A 19,422-nucleotide genomic window follows, 5' to 3' on the forward strand; every position below is an offset into this window, starting at 1 on the left:
CGAGTTCATTATAGAAAAACTATTTGGATTAACCAGCAGCTAAGCGACTAATTGCATGTAAGATATTTCTTATTTTTAAGATTCAGCGGCATCGCCGTATTTTCGGCCTTCCTCAACTTGGTTTACTCAACCAACGGACTTATACGCACAGGTCAACCTAGCTTCTCCTGGTGGATGGATAACCTAATCAATTTATAGAAAACCCCTTCTTTATCGTTTTTAATAGTCTAGAATTAACTAAGCATCCATAATAAAGGAAGAATTATGGCTAAATCCATTTGGAAAGGTGAAATCTCCTTCGGTCTTGTTTCCATCCCTGTCTCTCTAGTGTCTGTTGAAGAAAACAATGAACTCAAATTCCATCTTTTAGACTCGAAAACACAATCTCGCGTGCGCTATCAGCGAGTCAGTGAAGAGACTGGGAAAGAGGTGCCGTGGCATGATATTGTAAAAGGATGGGAGTATGAGAAAGGCAGCTATCTTATAGTAGATGAAAAGGTACTCGAAAAAGCAAGCCCAGACTTATTTAAGCTTATTGATATCGAGGAGTTTGTGGACCTCAACCAAATAGACAGCCTGTATTATTCGAAACCCTATTATGTCCAACCTGAAAGTAAAAATAAAAAAGCGTATGTTCTGTTGCGTGAGGCTTTAAAAAAATCCAATAAAGTAGGGGTCGCCAAGGTCATTATCCGAACCAAAGAATCGTTAAGCCTTATCATTCCCCACGAACATGCGTTATTACTCTACCTTATCCATTTTGCAGATGAAATACGCGAGGAAGATGAAATTAACGTGCCTAAAGAAGAACTTAAAACCTATAAGATAACCGATAAAGAAATTAAAATGGCCCAAGCGTTAATTAAAGACATGAGCCATCCTTGGAATCCTGAAAAATACCAGAATGAGTACCGAGAGACTATGGAAAAGTGGCTGAAGAAAGAAACAGAGAAGCTTAAAAAGTCAGGCAAGAAAATACCCTCTACAGCAACCCAGAGCAAAGAGTCCGTTGTTGACTTCATCTCCTTGCTGAAAGAAAGCATGCAAAAAAAGAGCGACCGTGCCGCAAAGAAAACCAAGTCGACAGGCCGCACGAAACAAACACAGAAAAAGAAAGAGGCCTAATCGGGCGAGGATGTTTTATAAATGGACAACTACTCTCCATTTCAGGGCCTTTATGCTATCATGAGCAAGACCTAATTTTGACTAAAAATGACCCATATTAACTTGACGCACTACCTCTTCTTATTGTTGTTGTAATGAAAACATTTAACTTATCAGTTACAGAGCTAGCGCTTCCCTCTCCCCGAGAAGGAAGTATTGATACCTATTCTGGTTTTAACCTGACATCCAAACTCGCCATTAAAGCGCATCAAAGCCTTCAATACAAACAACTTAAATTACATGACAACTACACACCCGAAGTAAATGTCGTTCATCAGCTTTCTTATAAACAGTATTTTTTTAACCTTTCCGGGCGAATGGATGGCATTTACCAGGAAGACCCCCTACGAATTGAGGAAATTAAAACTGCTTTTGACCCTCAAAAACTAATCGAAGTGCTTGCAGACAACTATTACACCCATCCGTATTGGCTGCAATTACAAATCTATGGCTACATTCATTGGTTAAAAACCAAGACCATTCCCAAATTAAATTTATTAATTGTTTCCTTACGCAATAAAAAAACCTACCCCTTGGTGTTAGAATTTAATCAAGAGGCTTTTGAGGAATGGTTAACTCGCCGCCTAGATGAGCTCGTAGTAGAAATCAAAGAATCAAAAAAACGCATTACGCGTCGAAAACAGCAAAGTAGTCTACTTAGTTTTCCTTTTACTCAACCACGCCCTCATCAAAAAGAATTAATGGAATCTGTTAAATCCTCCATGAAGAACCAAAGGCCCATGCTGATTCAAGCCCCCACCGGGTTAGGTAAGTCGATGGCTATTTTGTATCCCTCACTCAAGGAATCCTTAAGCCGCGGACAAAAGACACTCTATTTAACCCCTAAGAACAGCCAACACCATGTCGCTTTAAATGCGGTTCACTTGCTTCAAGAAAAAGGCTCTGCGTGTTCTTCTCTAATGCTTACCGCTAAAAAAAAATTATGCATGAAAAATGAACCGATTTGTACGAGTAAACAATGTGAGTTTGCGGAAAATCATTACACAAAATGCAGTAATAATAACGTATTAAAGAAGCTTCAAAAAAACCAGAACTTGGATGCAGCGGTGTTTCGAGAGCTCGCAACAACCTACCAAGTATGTCCTTACGAGTTGCAGATGCAGAGTATTGCCTTTTCCGATGTAGTGATAGGCGATTACAACTATGTATTTTCTTCAACGAATACACCAGGGCAAGTAGTCAGCGTAAAACTTGGCGAACAAGAGAAACCAAATTTAGTCATTGATGAGGTGCACAATTTACCAAGCCGTGGCATGGATTATTTTTCCCCCGTATTGGAAGTCGCTTTTTTTGAACGCTATTTAGATGCACTCGATAGATACCCACACCCCTTTCAGAAAAAACTTACAATAATGATCCACCAATGCATCACCATTATTGATGAGTGTGCGCTCCCCAACGTCGATAAACCCCACCTCACCAAAGCCCCAGAAGAAGTATTTAAAAAACAAGAAGAAAAATTAAATCAATTGCTTACTGATTATTTAGAATCAGATTTAACCATCGAAAGCGATGATCCAATTTTAAAATTGTTTAATTACTGGTCCGACTTTACCGCAGCACTTGAGTTTGTGAATCAAGGAGGCGATGAGTTTTTTATTTCATTCCACCCCAAACATCATGCCTTAAAAATTAATTGCTGTGATGCGTCTAGCTTTTTAAAAGAACACTATACCTACTTCCAACAAGTTATTGGTTTTTCTGCCACCTTAAAACCCTTTGATTACTACAGCCAGCTTATCGGATTAAACACTGCCTGTTTGTACACGGAAGAATTTTCTTCACCCTTCTCACCAAATAATCGTAAATTGCTCGTTATTCCTCAGGTATCCACCAAATACCGAGATAGAAAATCAAATAGTCATAAAATAATTGAGGTCATAGTTCGGCTCTCCGCCTTAAAGCCAGGCAACTATTTTGTATTTTTCCCAAGCTTCGAATTTTTAGAACAAATTTATGCGCAAATGCCGAGCACGTCCCTATTTACGCTAATTCGACAAGAGCGCCGAATGGAGGCACCAGAAACAAAATCGCTTCTCATGCGGCTTCATCAAAAAAATAAGAATCATTTATTTTTTGCCGTGCAAGGGGGCATGTTTGCCGAAGGAATTGATTACGTTGGTGAACTCGCTATTGGGGCGTTTATAATTGGCCCTCCACTTCCGTCTTTTGATTGGGAGCGTGAACAAATGAAACGCTATTACGACACTTATTATAAGCAGGGGCAAGAATACGCCTATACTTATCCTGCCATGGCTAAAGCCATTCAATCAGCAGGAAGGGTCATTCGCAGTGAAACAGACAGAGGCTTAATTGTATTAATGGATAATCGTTTTCTTCATACTCCATACAGCCAATGCATGCCCAAAGATTGGTTTTCTGAAAAGCCCCAAGAGCTGATTTCCACATCAATTATCAAGGATGTGCAATCCTTCTGGAATCAAGTCTATCCTAATAATCATCTAGAATTGCAAATCAAAGAAACTCAATCAGCGGTATTAAGTGCCAATGACTGAGCTCTCCCATAAAAAAATTCTCATTCTCGATTGCCAAACAACGGGTATGCACCCCAGCACCGGCCAGCTATTGCAAATAGGGTGGAGTATCTTTAACCCAACCTCATTGCATTTTCTTGATATTCAAAAGTGGACCCTCAAACTAAATGAGGCGTTCATTCCGAGCAAAATAAAAAAAATGCTTCATCTTACTGCAGCAGACTTAGAACACAGCACGGAACCTCAAAAAGTATTTAACCAATTGCAGCAGGCATTAAATGAACTCGGCCCTGAGGCCATAGTAATTGCGCATTATGCGCAATTTGAAAAAAGTTTTTTAAAGCAGTTTTATTTAGAGCAGACGCAAACAAACGAGTTAAATTTTAAATTATTCTGCTCACAAAAAATTGCGAAACGCCTCTTACCCCATCTCCCCAGCCACAATTTAAAAGCAATCGCGGGGTATTATAAATGGCCCAATACCCCAAAAAATGAAATCCTCTCTCATGTATCCATGACCCTATATGTGTGGCAGCAGCTTTTACCCAAACTTCTTGCAGCCAATGTATCCTGCTATTCAAGTCTTGAACGCTGGTTAGCTCGCAGACCTTCTGAAAAGAAACCCATTCGTTATGAATACAACATTGAGCGGCTCGACAGGTTAACTATTTCGGAAAAACCCGGGGTTTATCGCATGCTGGCTGAAGACGCAACGATTTTATACATTGGAAAAGCAACCTCGTTAAAAACACGCGTAAATTCCTATTTTCGCGGGGTTAAAAATCGAGACCGCCGCAAATTAGAAATGCTCGCTCAAGTCTGGAACATTGAAACCATTGAGTGCGATACCCCCTTGGAAGCAGCCTTACTTGAATCGGATGAAATAAAAAAATGGTCGCCACCTTACAATGTGTTACTCACATTAGAGCGCACAAGCCTGATTTTTTATGACCCTGAGTATACTGCATTATCCAAACTCAGAGACTCCATCTACATTAATGGCCCCATAAACCTCAGGATGCACTAAGCTGGTTAATGGAATTAATCCATGCACTAAAAAACCATGAAGCAATGGATTATGGAGAGGAGCACTTGAGCACGGAGCAACTAAAAAATGCTTGGCTCCTTTTTTTAAAAACACACCGTTTAGAGCATCTCGTCATTCAACAACTAGGCATACGCTCGAGCCTATTTATTGGCTACACACTATTAAAACAGTTTGAGCGAACTTATGAAAAAGGTGCTTTTCAAAAATGGTGGACGAATGAAAAGAAAAAAAACCCCGAAAAGGATTTGTCTTTAGAAGAACGAATGGCACGAAAAATAGCGCGTATTTTTTTACGCGCCGCGGAAGCGAGGCGGAAAAGCAAAATGATTTCACGCTTATATAATTCCAACTTAATGATTCAATCATCCCAAAAAAGAATAACCGTAGTGAATGGAGAAATTCTTAATTCAAACTCAATGCCCTCTGAAAACAAAGTAGTACCTGCTTTCGAATTATCCCATTATGATCGATTATCTATTTTGCTCTCTGCATTAAATAATAAAACCGCAGTTTTGATTTCTTGCTAATTTGGATGCAAATCCCAAAATCATTGACTCTGCCAGTCATTGAGCTCTTTAATTTATCGAGGTGTTGGTCGAATAGAGATAAGAAGCGAGAATATTGAGGATGCGGCGCTCTCCCATTGCTGATTAAGACCGCCCGCGTGTTAGTTAAAAAACACCCCCTCTCCTCTACTAATCGGTATAGAATGGGCAACTAGATGTTCTCCTCAACACCTAATTGATTTGCGAACACTACAAGTTCAACTACTTCGCCCATGAATTCATGGAATAAAATATCTCATTTTTTCATGCTAAGCATTAAACCATCAGTAAATGTAAATACAAACCACCAATTACCCATTTCAAGCTTAATACAAAATAGTTCGAATTTGACACAATTTGATTTAATATCTATAATTAAAATGCGACCAGGTTCTTTTAGTTAACGCCTAGGCCGCTGGAAGGCCACTTAGGTGGCCTTCATCATTCTGTACAGTACTTTCTAAATTAAAGATCTCTTGTTGAAAGGAATCAATATACCCGCTCCTAATAAATTACTAACAATTGGACTATTCATATTACAAAGGAATGATTATGGATCTGAGTCAATATTACAAAAAAAGAGATTTCTCAAAAACTCCAGAACCTAAGGGAAAAATAAGCAAAGAGCATCCTCGCCTTTTTATTATTCAAAAACATGCAGCCAGTCATCTTCATTATGATTTTCGCCTTGAACTCCACGGAGTATTAAAAAGTTGGGCCGTACCTAAAGGACCGTCCTTAGATCCCAAAGTAAAACGCTTAGCCATGCATGTCGAAGACCACCCCATTCAATATGGCAGCTTTGAAGGAATTATTCCCAAGGGGCAGTACGGTGGGGGTACAGTCATGTTATGGGATAAGGGAACTTGGGAGCCGTTAGATGAAAAACCTTATGATGCCTATGAAAAAGGGCATTTGCGTTTTATTCTTCATGCAGAAAAGCTTAACGGGAGATGGGATTTAATTCGTTTTAAAGATGAAAAACATTGGTTTTTAATCAAACATGAGGATGAATTTGCCCAAAGCCAAGAAAAATATGATATTACCAAAGCTCTCGATAAAAGCGTTATTTCTAATTACCGTATTGACGAAATTGCTTCCCACTATGATCGTGTATGGAGCTCTTCTGGAGAACAAAAAGCCAAGTCAAAACCTAAACATAAACCGAAGACCCCGAAAAAACCTACTATCACCCTACCCCAGAATTTAGAACAAAGTGAATTTCCTGGGTTTATTCCACCCCAGCTTGCTACTTTAGTTGATAAACCGCCAGTAGGTAAACAATGGCTTCATGAAATTAAATTGGATGGGTATCGTATTCTTGCCTATAAAAATGGTGCTGAGGTAGATCTAAAATCGAGAAATAATAATTCCTGGACTCATAAATTTCCCTCAATAGTAGAAGCAATCAGTCTTTTACCTTTTAAACAAATACTGGTGGATGGTGAGGTCGTCGTTTTAGACGAACAAGGACGTTCCGACTTTCAATTACTTCAAAATGCAGTGAAAAATCCACTGAAAGCATCATTTATCTACTTTATCTTTGATATTCTGTACCTGGATGGGTATGACTTAAAATCGCTCCCTTTAATAGAACGTAAAGCGATTTTAAAAAATTTACTCTCGGTAAATATCCCCTCCCTTCATTACAGCGAGCACATTCTTAAAGAAGGCAAGAAACTATTTCAGTATTCATGTGGGCATGCATTGGAAGGGGTGATATCCAAACTTGCTTCAGCCCCCTATCTGTCAAAACGAAGCAAGGGCTGGTTAAAGATTAAATGCTTAAAACGACAAGAATTTGTCATTGGAGGATACACCGTGCCTAAAGGAGAGCGTTCTCATTTTGGGTCACTTTTTTTAGGTACTTATAACACCAAAGGCACATTAGACTTTACCGGAAATGTGGGCACTGGATTTACTGAAAAATCATTAAATGAAATTAATAAGCTCCTCAAAGAAAATAAAGCCTCAAAAAACCCGTTTAACAGCAAACCTCCTGGCTATACTACTGCACATTGGCTTGAACCCAACTTGGTGTGTGAAGTAGAGTTTACTGAATGGACAACAGAGGGGCACATCCGTCATCCAAGTTTTAAAGGAATACGTTTAGATAAAAAAGCGAGGAATGTGAGACGTGAGGTAGAAACTCCTTTAAAAGAGATAAAAAAGGAAAAAAACTCATCCCAAAAATCAGAAGCTCCCTTTGTGATTACTCATCCAGATAAAATTCTTTATCCAGAAGATAAAATTACAAAAAAAGATTTACTGACTTATTATGAAACAATCAGTGACTACATATTACCGTATATTTCTTTAAGACCTTTGACTTTAGTGCGCTGCCCTTCTAATTACAGTCAATGCTTTTACCAACGACATTTTAATGAGTCCACTCCCGAAACATTAAATCCATTTGATGACCCAGACAATGAAAATCGTGAACGCTATATTTACCTGAACAATCGAGAAGGATTGTTGAGTTTAGTGCAAATGGGCGTTTTAGAGATTCATCCATGGGGTAGCCGTATTACTCACATCGAACAACCCGACACGCTGGTGATTGACTTAGACCCCGCTCCGGATATCCCTTGGAAACAAGTAGTAGCAGCTGCCATTGAGGTACGCGATCATTTGGCTCAATACCAACTTAAATCTTTTGTCAAAAGTACTGGAGGCAAAGGACTTCATGTGGTCATCCCAATTATTCCAGAATACGATTGGGATACTATTAAAGAATTCACTCAGGTTTTTGTTAAATTTTTAGAAAAACTAAAACCGAACGAATACATTAGCACCATGAGTAAGTCTAAAAGAAAGGGCAAAATATTTGTGGATTATTTAAGAAATCAACGAACGGCTACCGCTATAGGGGCCTATTCTACACGGGCCAGACTTCATGCCCCTGTTTCCACGCCTCTAGCCTGGGATGAACTTGGCACTCGAATTGAAGAAAATAGCTATACGATTAAAACATTGCCCAAGCGGCTAGCTCAATTAAAAGAAGACCCATGGCATGATTTTTGGTTAGTGAAACAGTCTTTACGATTAGATCAACTGTAAGATAGCTATCTTAACAACCACTATCGAGAGACAAGAAACAATTATCATGGTGTATTACAAAAGGTGCTGCCACTAGCTCGCGGCTAAAAAGTTAACCAACCATTGTGCGATTAATGTATGTTCATGTTCTAGCTCTAAAGAGCGTAAGCCTTGAGCTAGAACTTTCTCTTCAAGAATATTTTGGCGTGATTGCATTACCTCTTTAGCATAAGCCTTAATAAACTCGGGATGACTTTGTAAACTTAACATCGTCTCTCCTATTTGCATCATGTTATTAGGACAAAACTCACTACTTGCTAATAATTGGGCCCCCGGTGGGAGCGTAATCACTTGGTCTTGATGGCTGGCCAGTAAATTGAAATGGGGTCTTGGTGGATGCATCCACTCTTTAGTTTGTATGATCTGATTTTGTAATACACCAATGCCCCAGCCCTTTGGAGATTTAATTACTGTTCCCCCGAGAGCCTTGGCAATAACTTGATGGCCAAAACAAATACCAATCACTTTTTTGGGTGTGGCATGTAAAATGCGTATGAATTCTTCCAGTGCAGCAATCCACGGAAAACCATCATTCACACCGTATTTACTTCCGGTAATTAAATAAGCATCTGCGGCATGAACATTGTTTGGTAGTTCTCCGTCGACTGCATTAAACACGGTAAACGTCATCTTGGGATCTATGGGTTGGAACAGTGCGGACAGCATATCCGGGTACTGTCCGTAATGTACTGCAAATACCTCACTCACTCGATCACAATTTAAAATTCCAAGATTCATAAATACCTCAATATCCGTTACATGCTGAATAGAGAATGTCTTTGTATTGTTGTTGGGTAAATAGGATAGGATTCGAACCTGACGCAGAGTCTTCTGTTGCCATCGTGGCAAGGCGATCTATTTGTGCCGTATCAATCCCTATTTCTGCCAAGGTAGACTCAATTCCCAACTCCAATCGCATTTGGATAATCCAGTCTAAAAACCCATCGAACCCGCGATTAAGAGACAAATAACCTGCCAAACGGCCTATGCGCTCTTCAATCATCGAACGATTAGCACGGAGCACATAAGGCATTAAAATGGCATTAAGACGACCATGATGGGCATCGTATAAGGCGCCTAAAGGATGTGCTAATGCGTGCATGGCTCCTAAACCACGTTGAAATGCAGTGGCTCCCATCGATGAAGCCACTAACATATTCGTACGTGCAGCAAGATTAGTCCCTTCGTAGTATGCAAGTAACAAATTCTCCTTTATTAAGCGAATTCCCTCTAAAGCAATCCCTTCAGCCATAGGATGATAACCAGGAGCACAATAGGCCTCTAAACAATGTGATAAAGCATCCATTCCGGTTGCCGCAGTAATCGGTTTGGGCAAACCAACGGTGAGCTCTGGATCAAGAATGACTAAAGCAGGCAGCATATTTGGATGAAAAATTATTTTCTTGATTTGCTGTGCACTATCGGTAATGACCGAAGCTCGACCGACTTCAGAGCCAGTCCCTGCGGTCGTGGGGATGGCAATTACCGGAGCCATTGCTTTCACATTAACGCGCAGCCAATTATCACCCACATCTTCAAAATCCCATAAAGATCGCTGTTGCCCCACCATCAACGCAATGGCTTTGCCCGCATCAAGTGCTGAACCACCGCCAAAAGCAATCACACCATCATGAGATCCCTGACGATAGGCTGTAACACCATCGAGGACCTGCTCACCGGTTGGATTGGCTTTAATCTGACAAAAAACGGAAGTTTTTACTCCCGCTTCATGCATCAATGCCAAGGTGTTTTCTACCAATACCGAAGTGGCTAAGCCAGGATCGGTAACCAATAATGGCGCTTTCATTCCCAACTCCGCACACGCTGCGGGTAGTTCATTGAGTCGTCCCCTGCCCACACGAATTTTTGTGGGGTAATTCCAATTAGCTTTCAGCATCTGTTTAAATTCCTATTTTTTTAATATGAAAGGACTTGGGGCGCGTCAAGAACTCATATCCTACAGAGGACAAAGTACAACCTCTTCCCGAGTTTTTTACCCCCGTCCATGCCAAAGCGGGATCCAGATAATCACAGCGGTTAATAAAGAAGGTACCCGTCTGTAATTGTTCTCCGATGGCAATACCTTCGTTCAGGTCTTGGGTAAACACTGCAGCAGTCAATCCATACTCACTGTCATTCATTAAGGCAATGGCTTCTTCATCATTCGCCACCTTCATGATGCCAACTAAGGGACCGAAGGTTTCCTCATTCATCACCCGCATCTGATGCGTTACTTCAGTTAATATTTGTGGAGCTAAATAAGCAGATCCTGGTTTGTCTAAAGCAAAGTCGCGGCTATCTATATGTGCTACGGCACCCTGCTCTACAGCCTCATTGATTTGTCCGCGCACAAAATCAGCAGCTTCTGCACGTACCATTGGGCCTAAGGTTGTTTCGGGATCATCCGAACGTCCTAAACGATACTGCTTTACCAATTGCACCGACTTAGCTAAAAACTCATCATAAACATCCTGGTGCACATAAACACGCTCAATCCCACAACAAGACTGACCGGAATTAAAAAAAGCACCATCCATCACCGTTTCTGTTGCGTGTTGCAGATCAGCGTCTGCACGCACATAGGCGGGATCTTTTCCCCCTAACTCTAAGCCTATATGAATAAAACGACCTGCTGCAGCACGTTCCACCATCTCACCACCAGCAACGGAGCCAGTGAATGCAACAGCATTGATATCCGCAGAATGAATTAATTGTGCGGTGTCGGCATGGTTCAGATGTAAATATTGAAAAACCCCTTCCGGCAAACGCGCTTCTTTAAATCCTTGGGCTAATCGCTCGGCAACCAGAGGGGTTTGTGCAGAGCTTTTCAACAACACTGCATTTCCGGCCATAATTGCAGGAATCACCGAATTCACGGTAGTGAGGAATGGATAATTCCAGGGGGCAATGACCAAATTAATCCCTAAAGGCTCTCGCTTAATATAACGAATAAAGCCTTCTTTTTCAGGTAATTCAATCGGCTCCAGAGCGGTTTTTGCTGCAACAATCATATATCTTGCCCGCTCTTCAAACCCATTAATTTCGCCTTGAGTGTAGCGAATGGGCCGCCCCATTTGCCAACTTAACTCCAAAGCAATCGCGTCTTTATTAGCAACCACAACATCCACTGCCGCCTGGCAATATTCCTCACGTTCTGCAAGTGAGGCACGGCGCCATAATTTTTGTGCGGCACGTGCATTTTCCAATGCCAAATCAATATCCTGTTGAGTGGCAAAAGAACGCTCTACATACACCGAATTATCAATAGGAGAATATGTTTTAAATTTCATTTTGGTCCCTAAATAATTTCAAAATAACGATCTAATTCCCAGTCTGTAATATGTCTTCTGAATTCACGCTCCTCCCATTCCCGAGTTGCGGCAAAATGGGCTACGAAATCGGAGCCAAATAAAGCATGTGCGGTTCGGGATGCTTTAAGATTTTGTGCGGCATCCCATAAAGTTCGTGGCAATGCTAATTCTTTATCATGTGTCTCTGCATATGAATTCCCTTTAATTTCCTCTCTGGGTTCCATTTCCTGTTCAATGCCATACAAACCTGAGCCGATTGCAGCCGCCAAAGCCAGATAGGGGTTGGCATCAGCAGATCCCAGACGATATTCAATACGTTGCGATTTTTCATTACCAGGAATGACTCGCAATGCGGTAGTACGGTTTTCAACACCCCAAGTTGCATCGGTTGGAGCCCAATAGCCTGGGATCAAACGTGAATAACTATTGATTGTAGGTGAAAACATCGCGAGTAACTCTGGCATTAACGCTTGTTGTCCTGCCAGGAACTGGCGTTGAATTCGACTCATATTATAAGCATTAGCGGGATCATAAAATGCGGAACCCCCTTCCAAGTCTTTAAGTGAAATATGAATATGACCACTTTGCCCAGGGTAATCCATGGACCATTTCGCCATGAAGGTCGCCATTTTTTGATTGCGCTGCGCAAGGATTTTCATAAAGGTTTTAAATAGCGCGGCCTTATCACCGGCATTCATTGCTGAATCAACCGCAATCGCGGCCTCTATGACCCCTGGACCTGTTTCGGTATGTAGTCCCTCAATAGGAAAATCCATTGCCTCACTCATGTCTAAAATCTGATGATAAAATTCGGCATGAACAGTATTACGTAGGATGGAATAACCAAAATTATCCGGAGTAATCGTTTTTAAATCACGAAAGCCTTTGGCCCGAACACTTTCAGCAGTTTCATCAAAAACGAAAAATTCATATTCCAATGCGGCATAAGCATCAAAACCCATATTTTTTGCTTTTTCGAGGACGCGTCGTAACACCGCACGAGGGCAAATTGTTTCAGCCTTTTCAGAAAATTCAGCCAGAAATAATAATTGATTATCTTCTACAACTAACTCACGACAACTGGAGGGAATAACACGTACAGTGGCATCGGGATAACCTGTATGCCAACCGGTATAATGAACATTATCATAAAGCTTATCTTTTGTGTCCCACCCCAAAACTACATCACAAAATGCAAAGCCATTATCCAAAGCGGAAAAAAACTTACTGCGACTCATATACTTGCCACGCATTACACCATCGACATCAAAAATACCCACTTTGACATGGCTTAATTGCCTCTCTTCAACGATGCGTTTTGCGTCTTCTGCAGTCTTCACTTCACGTGGATTGAGCATTTTATATCCTTATGTATTTATCCTTAAAAATTCCTATGTATTCATTTTATAAAAAATCCTGACTACCATAGCAAGAGAAACTAGTGCAGGGAAGAGTAACTTGAATAAGTTTATTTAATAAATCTGGATGTCAAAAGATACTGAATAAAACAATCGAGCCTACCCTTAAGTTTTCTTATCAAATAACTCGCTTACAGGAAACCAACAATGTAATAGCGCATTTCGCAAAAATGCTCGCGCAAACTTAACCGCTTAAATAAAATAGAGCCCCGCAGCGAATACCGCATAAAACAATCCAAAATACGCCAAACGCACAGCATTTAACGCACTTTTTTGCAACAATAAATACAGCCCAAAAATCGACAATAAGGTAATTACAGCCCCCCATATAGATGCTTTATCTAAAATCCAGGGAGTAAAAAATATTCCTAAAGCACTCGGAACAGTGGCCTGAATCATCATTGCCCCACTGATATTCGCCAAAGCTAATATTTGCTTTCCCTGACGCACCCAGATCAGTGCATTCATGAGTTCTGGAAGCTCTGTCGCGATGGGACTTAATAACAAAGCCACCATTTGTGGTGGCAATCCAAAGATTGGCCCTAGAATTTCCAGTTGATGAACAAATACACGTGAACTGATAAAAATAACAATTAAGGACAGCGCCGTCTGTAACAATGCCCAGGATTGTGAAGGGTTTGCATCATGAGGTCTTATTTTCAACGGCTCAATAAAATCCAAATGCTCAGGATCATCTTCTCCTGTCATCTCCTGTCGCACATAAAGTGCATAAGCCAGCAAAAAGACGATTCCAAGCCAAGGTTTAAATGCGAAAGCAAATAACCCCAGTGCTATTTTAAAAATAAAAATGCTCATGAACCATCGCTGATCTTTTCCTAGGCGACGCTCCGTAATCTGGGATATAAGTTTCTTTCCATGATTGTCTTTTTGCGCCATAAACACCCAACCCACCACAGCATAAGCAACCGTGGCCAAAACCAATGGACCGCCAATGGCCGCCCCGACCCCAAGATCTTTTTGCTCGGGGGTATTACCAAAAACTACTGCGACAAAAGTTACCACACTCTCAGGAAGCGCGGTGCCAAAGGCAGCCAGGATGGTCCCCGTTGCATTTTTGGTGACATTAAATTTATGCCCCACCCATTCAATAGCGTTAACAAAAAATTCACAAGAAAGATAAATAACGCAGGCTGCGGCCAGTAATAAAATTAAAGGAACAATCACACCAACCCTTAAAATATATATTTTAAATCAATTAGTTATTGTAATAATCATTTTTTCAAGCCCTCTTATCCGTGAATAGAGTTCTCGATTCAGAGTTTTGCCGTAACGTGCAGAGTGAACAGTCTCTAGTATAAGTATATGCAAAAACTGGTGTACTTCATGGTTAAAGTACACCTGTTGCCAAACAATAGCAGAGAAGCCTCGTACGAACCTTCACAAAAAGTAATGTGCCGCCAACTTCACCCAAATTCCCATGTGAAGTTGGCTTATCGCCCGATTTCAATCCTCCACACCGAGTATCTTAACATTGGTTAAAAGGGATTCTTGGCGTTAGTTCAGCAGGAGCTGATGCAGAAGGTTCACTCACATCATCTCTATGGAAAAATGCTAAGTTACCTGCTGAAGCGTTTGCCCCAGCGGCAATAGCCAGCGGAGCGGGCTTTTCGTCGAGATAAGCTTCAACAATCTCAATGGGAATTTGCTTACTAATAAACGGTACATTCACTGTAGCTCCATTGAGCTTTGTTTTTTCATGAAAATCTTTCAGCAATACGCCAAACTCAACTGAAGCACCTGAGAGCTCCTGAATAGTCTGAAAGCATTTTTTTTGCTCGCCACTCAAGGCAAATAACTGCTCCACATGATACGCGGTGATTAAGGGAATTAAAGCCTCAACTCCGCCTCGCGCAAAACACTCACTAATCACCCGAGGGTACCCCCGGAATGAATAAATAATTCCTGAAGCCATATAACCATAACGTTTGAGATCATAGCGTAGAAAATCCACTGCTCCACATAGAGACATGGAACTCTGTGACTTTTTTAAGTGACTTTTTGCCTTGTCCAAATTGACAAATAACTTGAAATATCGCTGCTTGGCACTGCCCATATTTTCCTCAAATGCATAAGGATCATAATCGAGTGAAATCGCTAAAAAAGGACAAGCAGCATAAAAAGTGCATTCTTCGTCTAAGGGAATCCCTTCTTCAAGCTCAATCTGAGCGGGAACAAGGCAACTACTGGATGCATAGACATGCTTAACATAAGCTTTGGATGCGGTTACGTAATGCTGTTCCGCCTCATCTTGCTCGTGACTCGCTGAGATAGGTAATTGTGCATTCAATTCAAAATAAGCTTTTAAACGCTCGCAAACCTTAATTAACTCCCGCATTTTCTCCGCAGCCACCACTTCATTTCCACTATTTTTATCAGGATGATGTTTTTTCGCCGCCGCCCTGAAGGCTCGCATGACATCTACTGATGTTGCATTGGTAGGAACCCCCAATAGACGTAAATCCGCAAGAATTTGACTTGGTATGGCCATTTTTCAACATCCTCTTTGTTTAAAAGGCCGGCAAAATACTAAATTACGCTTATAAAATCAATATAGATAGACGTGATAACTTGCTTCATGACACGCAACCCGCATATCATATAGATTAAATCAACCGAATATCAATGTTCTATACTGCAAAACATGTCCGAAAAAAGTTATTGGGTTTATATCTTACATTGTAATAATCAAAGCTATTATACAGGCTATACGGACAATCTTGAAAAGCGTTTTCAACAGCATCTTTCAGGAAAAGGCAGTAAGTACACCCGCAGTTTCAAACCCATCGCCATTGTCCAAAACTGGGAAGTTAAGACGGGTAAATCCATTGCCATGCGCATAGAACGCTATATTAAAAAACTGTCTAAGGCTCAAAAAGAACAGCTCATTGCCAATCCCTATTCAGATACATTAATCAACCTATTATCCAATCAGTCTTAAAGACTTACCTAAGCCACATCGTTATAGCCATAGCAATCATCATTAGGTTTTCCGTAAGAGAAATAAAGCCTAGAGGGACATTGCTGTCACCGCCAACACAGGCACATTTCAACTCACGCTTATCCAGATAAACTGCTTTAAATACGGAAAAAGCACCAATGCTACCGATAAATAAAGCAATTGGAATAGAAATCCAATTTAACGCATGGGCAATCATCAAAATACCCGCTAAAGCTTCCGCAAAAGGATAAATATAGCTATAAGGCACCCAACGCTTAGCTAAGAGGTCGTAATTTAGAAACATAGTTGCGAAGCCCTCAATATTCTGTAACTTAAGCAGCGCAAGAACCACCATGCTAAAAGAAATAAACCAGCCTAAGGCGTTCAATGTAAAAGGACTATGTAAAACGGCATAGCTCATGGCCATAGCCATAAGTGCCGTAATTGCAAACAGCACCAGGACTGGACGATAGCTTTTTTCCTTAGGATCTTTTACTTTTTTGCCAAAATACCGACATAAATCATCATAGCCGCCAATTCGCTCCCCATCGATAAACGTTTGCGGGGTAGTTTTAACATGGTGTTTTTCTTTGAAGGTATCTACTTGTTCCCGAGTAGTAAGCCAATTGTCTTCTACTACATACCCTCTGCGTTGCAATAAATCTTTTGCCTTAAGACCATAAGGACAAATATGTTTGGGCATTACCATACGGTAAAGAGTAGCTTTTTTAATGACTACGTTGTTCATTTTCATTCTCCGTTGATCCATAATTCAAATATAGGGTATGTACCATAGTACGGAGTCAAGCGATGGATAATAAAACCATTAGTGAATTTGCTAAATCCTGTGACGTGGGGGTAGAAACGATTCGTTATTATCAACGTAAAGAGCTCCTTCATATTCCAGCAGTGAGTAAGGAGCTAGGTGAGGGAAAAATACGGCGTTACGGCAATAAAGATATCGCCCGCTTAAAATTCATCCTTTCAGCCAAAAAAGCTGGGTTTACGCTAAAAGAAATTAAAGAGCTCTTGGAATTAGATGCCCAAAATGATCGGGATCAGGTAAGAGCTCTCGCACAAAAACGGGTTGATAAGCTTAATTTAAAAATTGCAGAATTAACCGAAGCTCGCGATTCACTCTCACAATTGGTGAAGGAATGTAGAGACACTAAATCAGCCCCCTGCCCCATTCTTCTCACCTTTGATAAAGGAAGTTGAGCTAGTCCAAAAGGTGCCAATGAGTCCTGCTCTTTTGCAGTGTTGCTAAAAATTGGCTATTACTTAGTGGTAAACCAGATCAACGTAGGCCCATTATGAATACCGTAAAACAAAGCATCGTCTTTAAAAATGTGCGTCTCGAAACAGGTTTTATCTATGAGGAAGGGGAAATCTCAGGCACTAGAACTGATTTATTTTTGGTAGAAATAGCCAATGGCAAAATTACTAATGTTTTAGCCAATGCTCCGAATGAACATGCACTCGATGCCAAAGGCATGTTGATGCTTCCAGCCTTTAAAGATATGCACGTACACCTTGATAAAACTTTATACGGTTTACCCTGGAAAGCCGTGCCTGGAAAAAGCAGAACCATAAAAGATATGATCGCTTTGGAACAACACATTATTCCTGAATTATTGAACACCTCGATACACCGTAGCGAACAATTAATCGAATTACTGCAATCCTATGGAATAAGCTACGCGCGCTCCCATTTTAACATTGAACCGAGCTCCGGTTTAAACTCATTAGAGCATCTGGAAATTGCGTTAGAACATAAAAAAGACTCGTTTAGCGCCGAATTAGTTGCGTTTCCCCAGCATGGTATTTACTACACCCAAACCGAATCCTTAATGAGAGAAGTCGCCCAGTTTAAAAGTGTAGGATTTCTTGGAGGGCTCGATCCAACTTCGATTGATGGAAGCATTGAAAAGCCAATCGATTTTACTGTCGCCCTAGCATTAGAACATAATAAAGGAATTGATATCCATCTCCACGAAACCGGCAATTCGGGCGTTAACACTATTGATTACCTGGTTGATAAGGCATTAGAAAATCCCCAACTTGCGGGCAAAGTTTATATTAGCCATGCTTATGTATTCGCTTTTCTTCCAGAAAAAGAAGTTGAACGCCTTGCCAGCAGACTGGCAGAAGCGAAAATTGGTATCGCCACCGCCGTACCATTTAGAAACAATATGGTAATGCCCCTCCCCACTTTGTGGAAACATGGCGTTAAGGTAGTAATCGGAAATGACAATATCCAAGACCACTGGGGTACTTTAGGCTCGGGAAATTTACTACAAAAAGCGAATATAGCTGCTGATTTATACGGCTTGGAAACAGAGTTCGCCTTATCGCGATTACTGAAAATGGCGACCAATAAAATTCTGCCATTGAATGACCAAGGAAAACAACAATGGCCTAAAGCTGGTGATGACGCCAATATGGTTTTCCTTGACGCAAGCTGCTCTGCTGAAGTAGTTTCGAGAATGTCCTGCGTCAAATCATTAATTCATCAAGGAAATATTGTGTATTAATGATATCATTAAGGCCTCTCTAAAATTAATCATACTTGATATAAAAAATGGCCAGTTTAAACTCCTATAGTGATAATAAAGTTAATGAATTTATGCATGCCATTCAAAAGTATTTAAGCCATTGGAGATACAAATCCTTTGAGCGCCTGGTGTCATTTTTAGTTATTTCGCTGCAGGCAATGACCTTATTTAATTTAATTGATACCTATGAAAGTACTTCCTGTTTTTATTTAATTCTGGTTTTGATTGTTGCCTATATCGCTACTGATTTTATTAATGGTTTAGTACATATGTATATGGATAATAATACTTATTATAACTCTGCAGCCGGGCCTTATATTGCTGCATTTCATCTACATCATGCGAAATTTTTTTATACCGTAAGGCATCCATTACGAGTTTATTTTGATGAGTCGGGAACTAAATTTTGGTTGTTGACGTATTTATTAGTTTTAGTGGGGGTTCAATTCAGCGTCCATTTAAGCGTTTTTTTAAATACTGGATTGGTTGCCTTTGGTATTTTTTCATCTATTGCCGAGTTGTCTCATTATTGGTGTCACAACGCCACTAAAAAAAATCGATTGATCCTCTGGCTGCAGAATCATCACATATTGCTTTCCAAAGAACATCATAAGGCACACCATTGTTCTGATAACACTCACTATGCATTTTTAAACGGAGTCACTGATCCGCTAATCAATCTGATTGCTCGTTGTTATTATCAAGGTTATAAAAATCATGCAGACCAGCACACACGAGCCTACATGCAACAAACGTACGATAATAGCGTCTGATGTTACCCTAGAGCCTGGCACATTATTTAAATGC

At 40.5% G+C, this 19,422-nt stretch carries 16 protein-coding genes; 9 read left to right on the forward strand and 7 right to left on the reverse strand.

The genetic code is table 11. The features are described 5' to 3' along the window. Positions 1 to 264: 264 nt before the first annotated feature. From ku to ligD, 5 genes are all read left to right on the forward strand, one after another. Positions 265 to 1,125 (forward strand): non-homologous end joining protein Ku, encoded by an 861-nt coding sequence (gene ku / locus ACD661_RS11465; RefSeq protein ID WP_400187998.1) that lies wholly within the window; start codon positions 265 to 267, stop codon positions 1,123 to 1,125. A gap of 134 nt (positions 1,126 to 1,259) precedes the next feature. Continuing rightward, complete coding sequence (locus ACD661_RS11470; protein WP_400187999.1) at positions 1,260 to 3,701, forward strand: ATP-dependent DNA helicase; 2,442 nt, start codon at positions 1,260 to 1,262, stop codon at positions 3,699 to 3,701. Continuing rightward, positions 3,694 to 4,707 (forward strand): GIY-YIG nuclease family protein, encoded by a 1,014-nt coding sequence (locus ACD661_RS11475; protein ID WP_400188000.1) that lies wholly within the window; start codon positions 3,694 to 3,696, stop codon positions 4,705 to 4,707. The genes ACD661_RS11470 and ACD661_RS11475 overlap by 8 nt, the downstream gene beginning before the upstream one ends. Positions 4,708 to 4,715: 8 nt before the next feature. Further along, positions 4,716 to 5,255 (forward strand): hypothetical protein, encoded by a 540-nt coding sequence (locus ACD661_RS11480; protein WP_400188001.1) that lies wholly within the window; start codon positions 4,716 to 4,718, stop codon positions 5,253 to 5,255. 570 nt (positions 5,256 to 5,825) lie between these two features. Continuing rightward, positions 5,826 to 8,333 carry a DNA ligase D gene (gene ligD, locus ACD661_RS11485; RefSeq protein WP_400188002.1) on the forward strand — a complete coding sequence of 836 codons (2,508 nt, stop codon included), beginning with the start codon at positions 5,826 to 5,828 and terminating at the stop codon, positions 8,331 to 8,333. Positions 8,334 to 8,405: 72 nt separating this feature from the next. Here ligD and ACD661_RS11490 read toward each other — a convergent pair whose 3' ends face one another. The 6 genes from ACD661_RS11490 to ACD661_RS11515 all read right to left on the reverse strand — a co-directional run bounded on the left by ACD661_RS11490 (position 8,406) and on the right by ACD661_RS11515 (position 15,610). After that, positions 8,406 to 9,110, reverse strand: coding sequence for a glutamine amidotransferase-related protein (locus ACD661_RS11490; protein ID WP_400188003.1), 705 nt, complete (start codon positions 9,108 to 9,110; stop codon positions 8,406 to 8,408). Positions 9,111 to 9,117: 7 nt separating this feature from the next. Further along, complete coding sequence (locus ACD661_RS11495) at positions 9,118 to 10,269, reverse strand: iron-containing alcohol dehydrogenase (protein WP_400188004.1); 1,152 nt, start codon at positions 10,267 to 10,269, stop codon at positions 9,118 to 9,120. A 4-nt stretch (positions 10,270 to 10,273) separates the two neighbouring features. Next, positions 10,274 to 11,662, reverse strand: coding sequence for an aldehyde dehydrogenase family protein (locus ACD661_RS11500; RefSeq protein WP_400188005.1), 1,389 nt, complete (start codon positions 11,660 to 11,662; stop codon positions 10,274 to 10,276). Positions 11,663 to 11,670: 8 nt separating this feature from the next. After that, on the reverse strand, positions 11,671 to 13,041 hold the full coding sequence (locus ACD661_RS11505) for a glutamine synthetase family protein (protein WP_400188006.1): 1,371 nt from the start codon (positions 13,039 to 13,041) through the stop codon (positions 11,671 to 11,673). A 252-nt stretch (positions 13,042 to 13,293) separates the two neighbouring features. Further along, complete coding sequence (locus ACD661_RS11510; protein ID WP_400188007.1) at positions 13,294 to 14,286, reverse strand: sodium:calcium antiporter; 993 nt, start codon at positions 14,284 to 14,286, stop codon at positions 13,294 to 13,296. Positions 14,287 to 14,587: 301 nt separating this feature from the next. Beyond that, positions 14,588 to 15,610 carry a J domain-containing protein gene (locus ACD661_RS11515; protein ID WP_400188008.1) on the reverse strand — a complete coding sequence of 341 codons (1,023 nt, stop codon included), beginning with the start codon at positions 15,608 to 15,610 and terminating at the stop codon, positions 14,588 to 14,590. A gap of 153 nt (positions 15,611 to 15,763) precedes the next feature. Here ACD661_RS11515 and ACD661_RS11520 point away from each other — a divergent pair, with 153 nt between their 5' ends. After that, positions 15,764 to 16,060 carry a GIY-YIG nuclease family protein gene (locus tag ACD661_RS11520; RefSeq protein WP_400188009.1) on the forward strand — a complete coding sequence of 99 codons (297 nt, stop codon included), beginning with the start codon at positions 15,764 to 15,766 and terminating at the stop codon, positions 16,058 to 16,060. Between the two features lie 4 nt (positions 16,061 to 16,064). Here ACD661_RS11520 and ACD661_RS11525 read toward each other — a convergent pair whose 3' ends face one another. Then, positions 16,065 to 16,808 (reverse strand): MauE/DoxX family redox-associated membrane protein, encoded by a 744-nt coding sequence (locus ACD661_RS11525; RefSeq protein WP_400188010.1) that lies wholly within the window; start codon positions 16,806 to 16,808, stop codon positions 16,065 to 16,067. 62 nt (positions 16,809 to 16,870) lie between these two features. On the opposite strand from ACD661_RS11525, the gene ACD661_RS11530 reads away from it, so the two are divergent. The 3 genes from ACD661_RS11530 (at position 16,871) to ACD661_RS11540 (ending at position 19,388) form a co-directional block, all read left to right on the forward strand. Next, positions 16,871 to 17,278 carry a MerR family DNA-binding protein gene (locus ACD661_RS11530; RefSeq protein WP_400188011.1) on the forward strand — a complete coding sequence of 136 codons (408 nt, stop codon included), beginning with the start codon at positions 16,871 to 16,873 and terminating at the stop codon, positions 17,276 to 17,278. Between the two features lie 95 nt (positions 17,279 to 17,373). Continuing rightward, on the forward strand, positions 17,374 to 18,594 hold the full coding sequence (locus ACD661_RS11535) for an amidohydrolase (protein ID WP_400188012.1): 1,221 nt from the start codon (positions 17,374 to 17,376) through the stop codon (positions 18,592 to 18,594). Positions 18,595 to 18,641: 47 nt separating this feature from the next. After that, positions 18,642 to 19,388, forward strand: a complete 747-nt coding sequence (locus ACD661_RS11540; protein WP_400188013.1) for a fatty acid desaturase CarF family protein — start codon at positions 18,642 to 18,644, stop codon at positions 19,386 to 19,388. Positions 19,389 to 19,422 lie beyond the last annotated feature (34 nt).

It is taken from the genome of Legionella lytica (genome assembly GCF_044626755.1).
In the GTDB taxonomy this organism is placed as follows: Bacteria; Pseudomonadota; Gammaproteobacteria; order Legionellales; family Legionellaceae; genus Legionella; species Legionella lytica_A.

Coding starts and splice junctions, on each gene's coding strand:
- ku (WP_400187998.1), top strand. CDS start 265: ATGGCTAAATCCATTTGGAAAGGTGAAATCTCCTTCGGTCTTGTTTCC.
- ACD661_RS11470 (WP_400187999.1), top strand. CDS start 1,260: ATGAAAACATTTAACTTATCAGTTACAGAGCTAGCGCTTCCCTCTCCC.
- ACD661_RS11475 (WP_400188000.1), top strand. CDS start 3,694: ATGACTGAGCTCTCCCATAAAAAAATTCTCATTCTCGATTGCCAAACA.
- ACD661_RS11480 (WP_400188001.1), top strand. CDS start 4,716: ATGGAATTAATCCATGCACTAAAAAACCATGAAGCAATGGATTATGGA.
- ligD (WP_400188002.1), top strand. CDS start 5,826: ATGGATCTGAGTCAATATTACAAAAAAAGAGATTTCTCAAAAACTCCA.
- ACD661_RS11490 (WP_400188003.1), bottom strand. CDS start 9,110: ATGAATCTTGGAATTTTAAATTGTGATCGAGTGAGTGAGGTATTTGCA.
- ACD661_RS11495 (WP_400188004.1), bottom strand. CDS start 10,269: ATGCTGAAAGCTAATTGGAATTACCCCACAAAAATTCGTGTGGGCAGG.
- ACD661_RS11500 (WP_400188005.1), bottom strand. CDS start 11,662: ATGAAATTTAAAACATATTCTCCTATTGATAATTCGGTGTATGTAGAG.
- ACD661_RS11505 (WP_400188006.1), bottom strand. CDS start 13,041: ATGCTCAATCCACGTGAAGTGAAGACTGCAGAAGACGCAAAACGCATC.
- ACD661_RS11515 (WP_400188008.1), bottom strand. CDS start 15,610: ATGGCCATACCAAGTCAAATTCTTGCGGATTTACGTCTATTGGGGGTT.
- ACD661_RS11520 (WP_400188009.1), top strand. CDS start 15,764: ATGTCCGAAAAAAGTTATTGGGTTTATATCTTACATTGTAATAATCAA.
- ACD661_RS11525 (WP_400188010.1), bottom strand. CDS start 16,808: ATGAACAACGTAGTCATTAAAAAAGCTACTCTTTACCGTATGGTAATG.
- ACD661_RS11530 (WP_400188011.1), top strand. CDS start 16,871: ATGGATAATAAAACCATTAGTGAATTTGCTAAATCCTGTGACGTGGGG.
- ACD661_RS11535 (WP_400188012.1), top strand. CDS start 17,374: ATGAATACCGTAAAACAAAGCATCGTCTTTAAAAATGTGCGTCTCGAA.
- ACD661_RS11540 (WP_400188013.1), top strand. CDS start 18,642: ATGGCCAGTTTAAACTCCTATAGTGATAATAAAGTTAATGAATTTATG.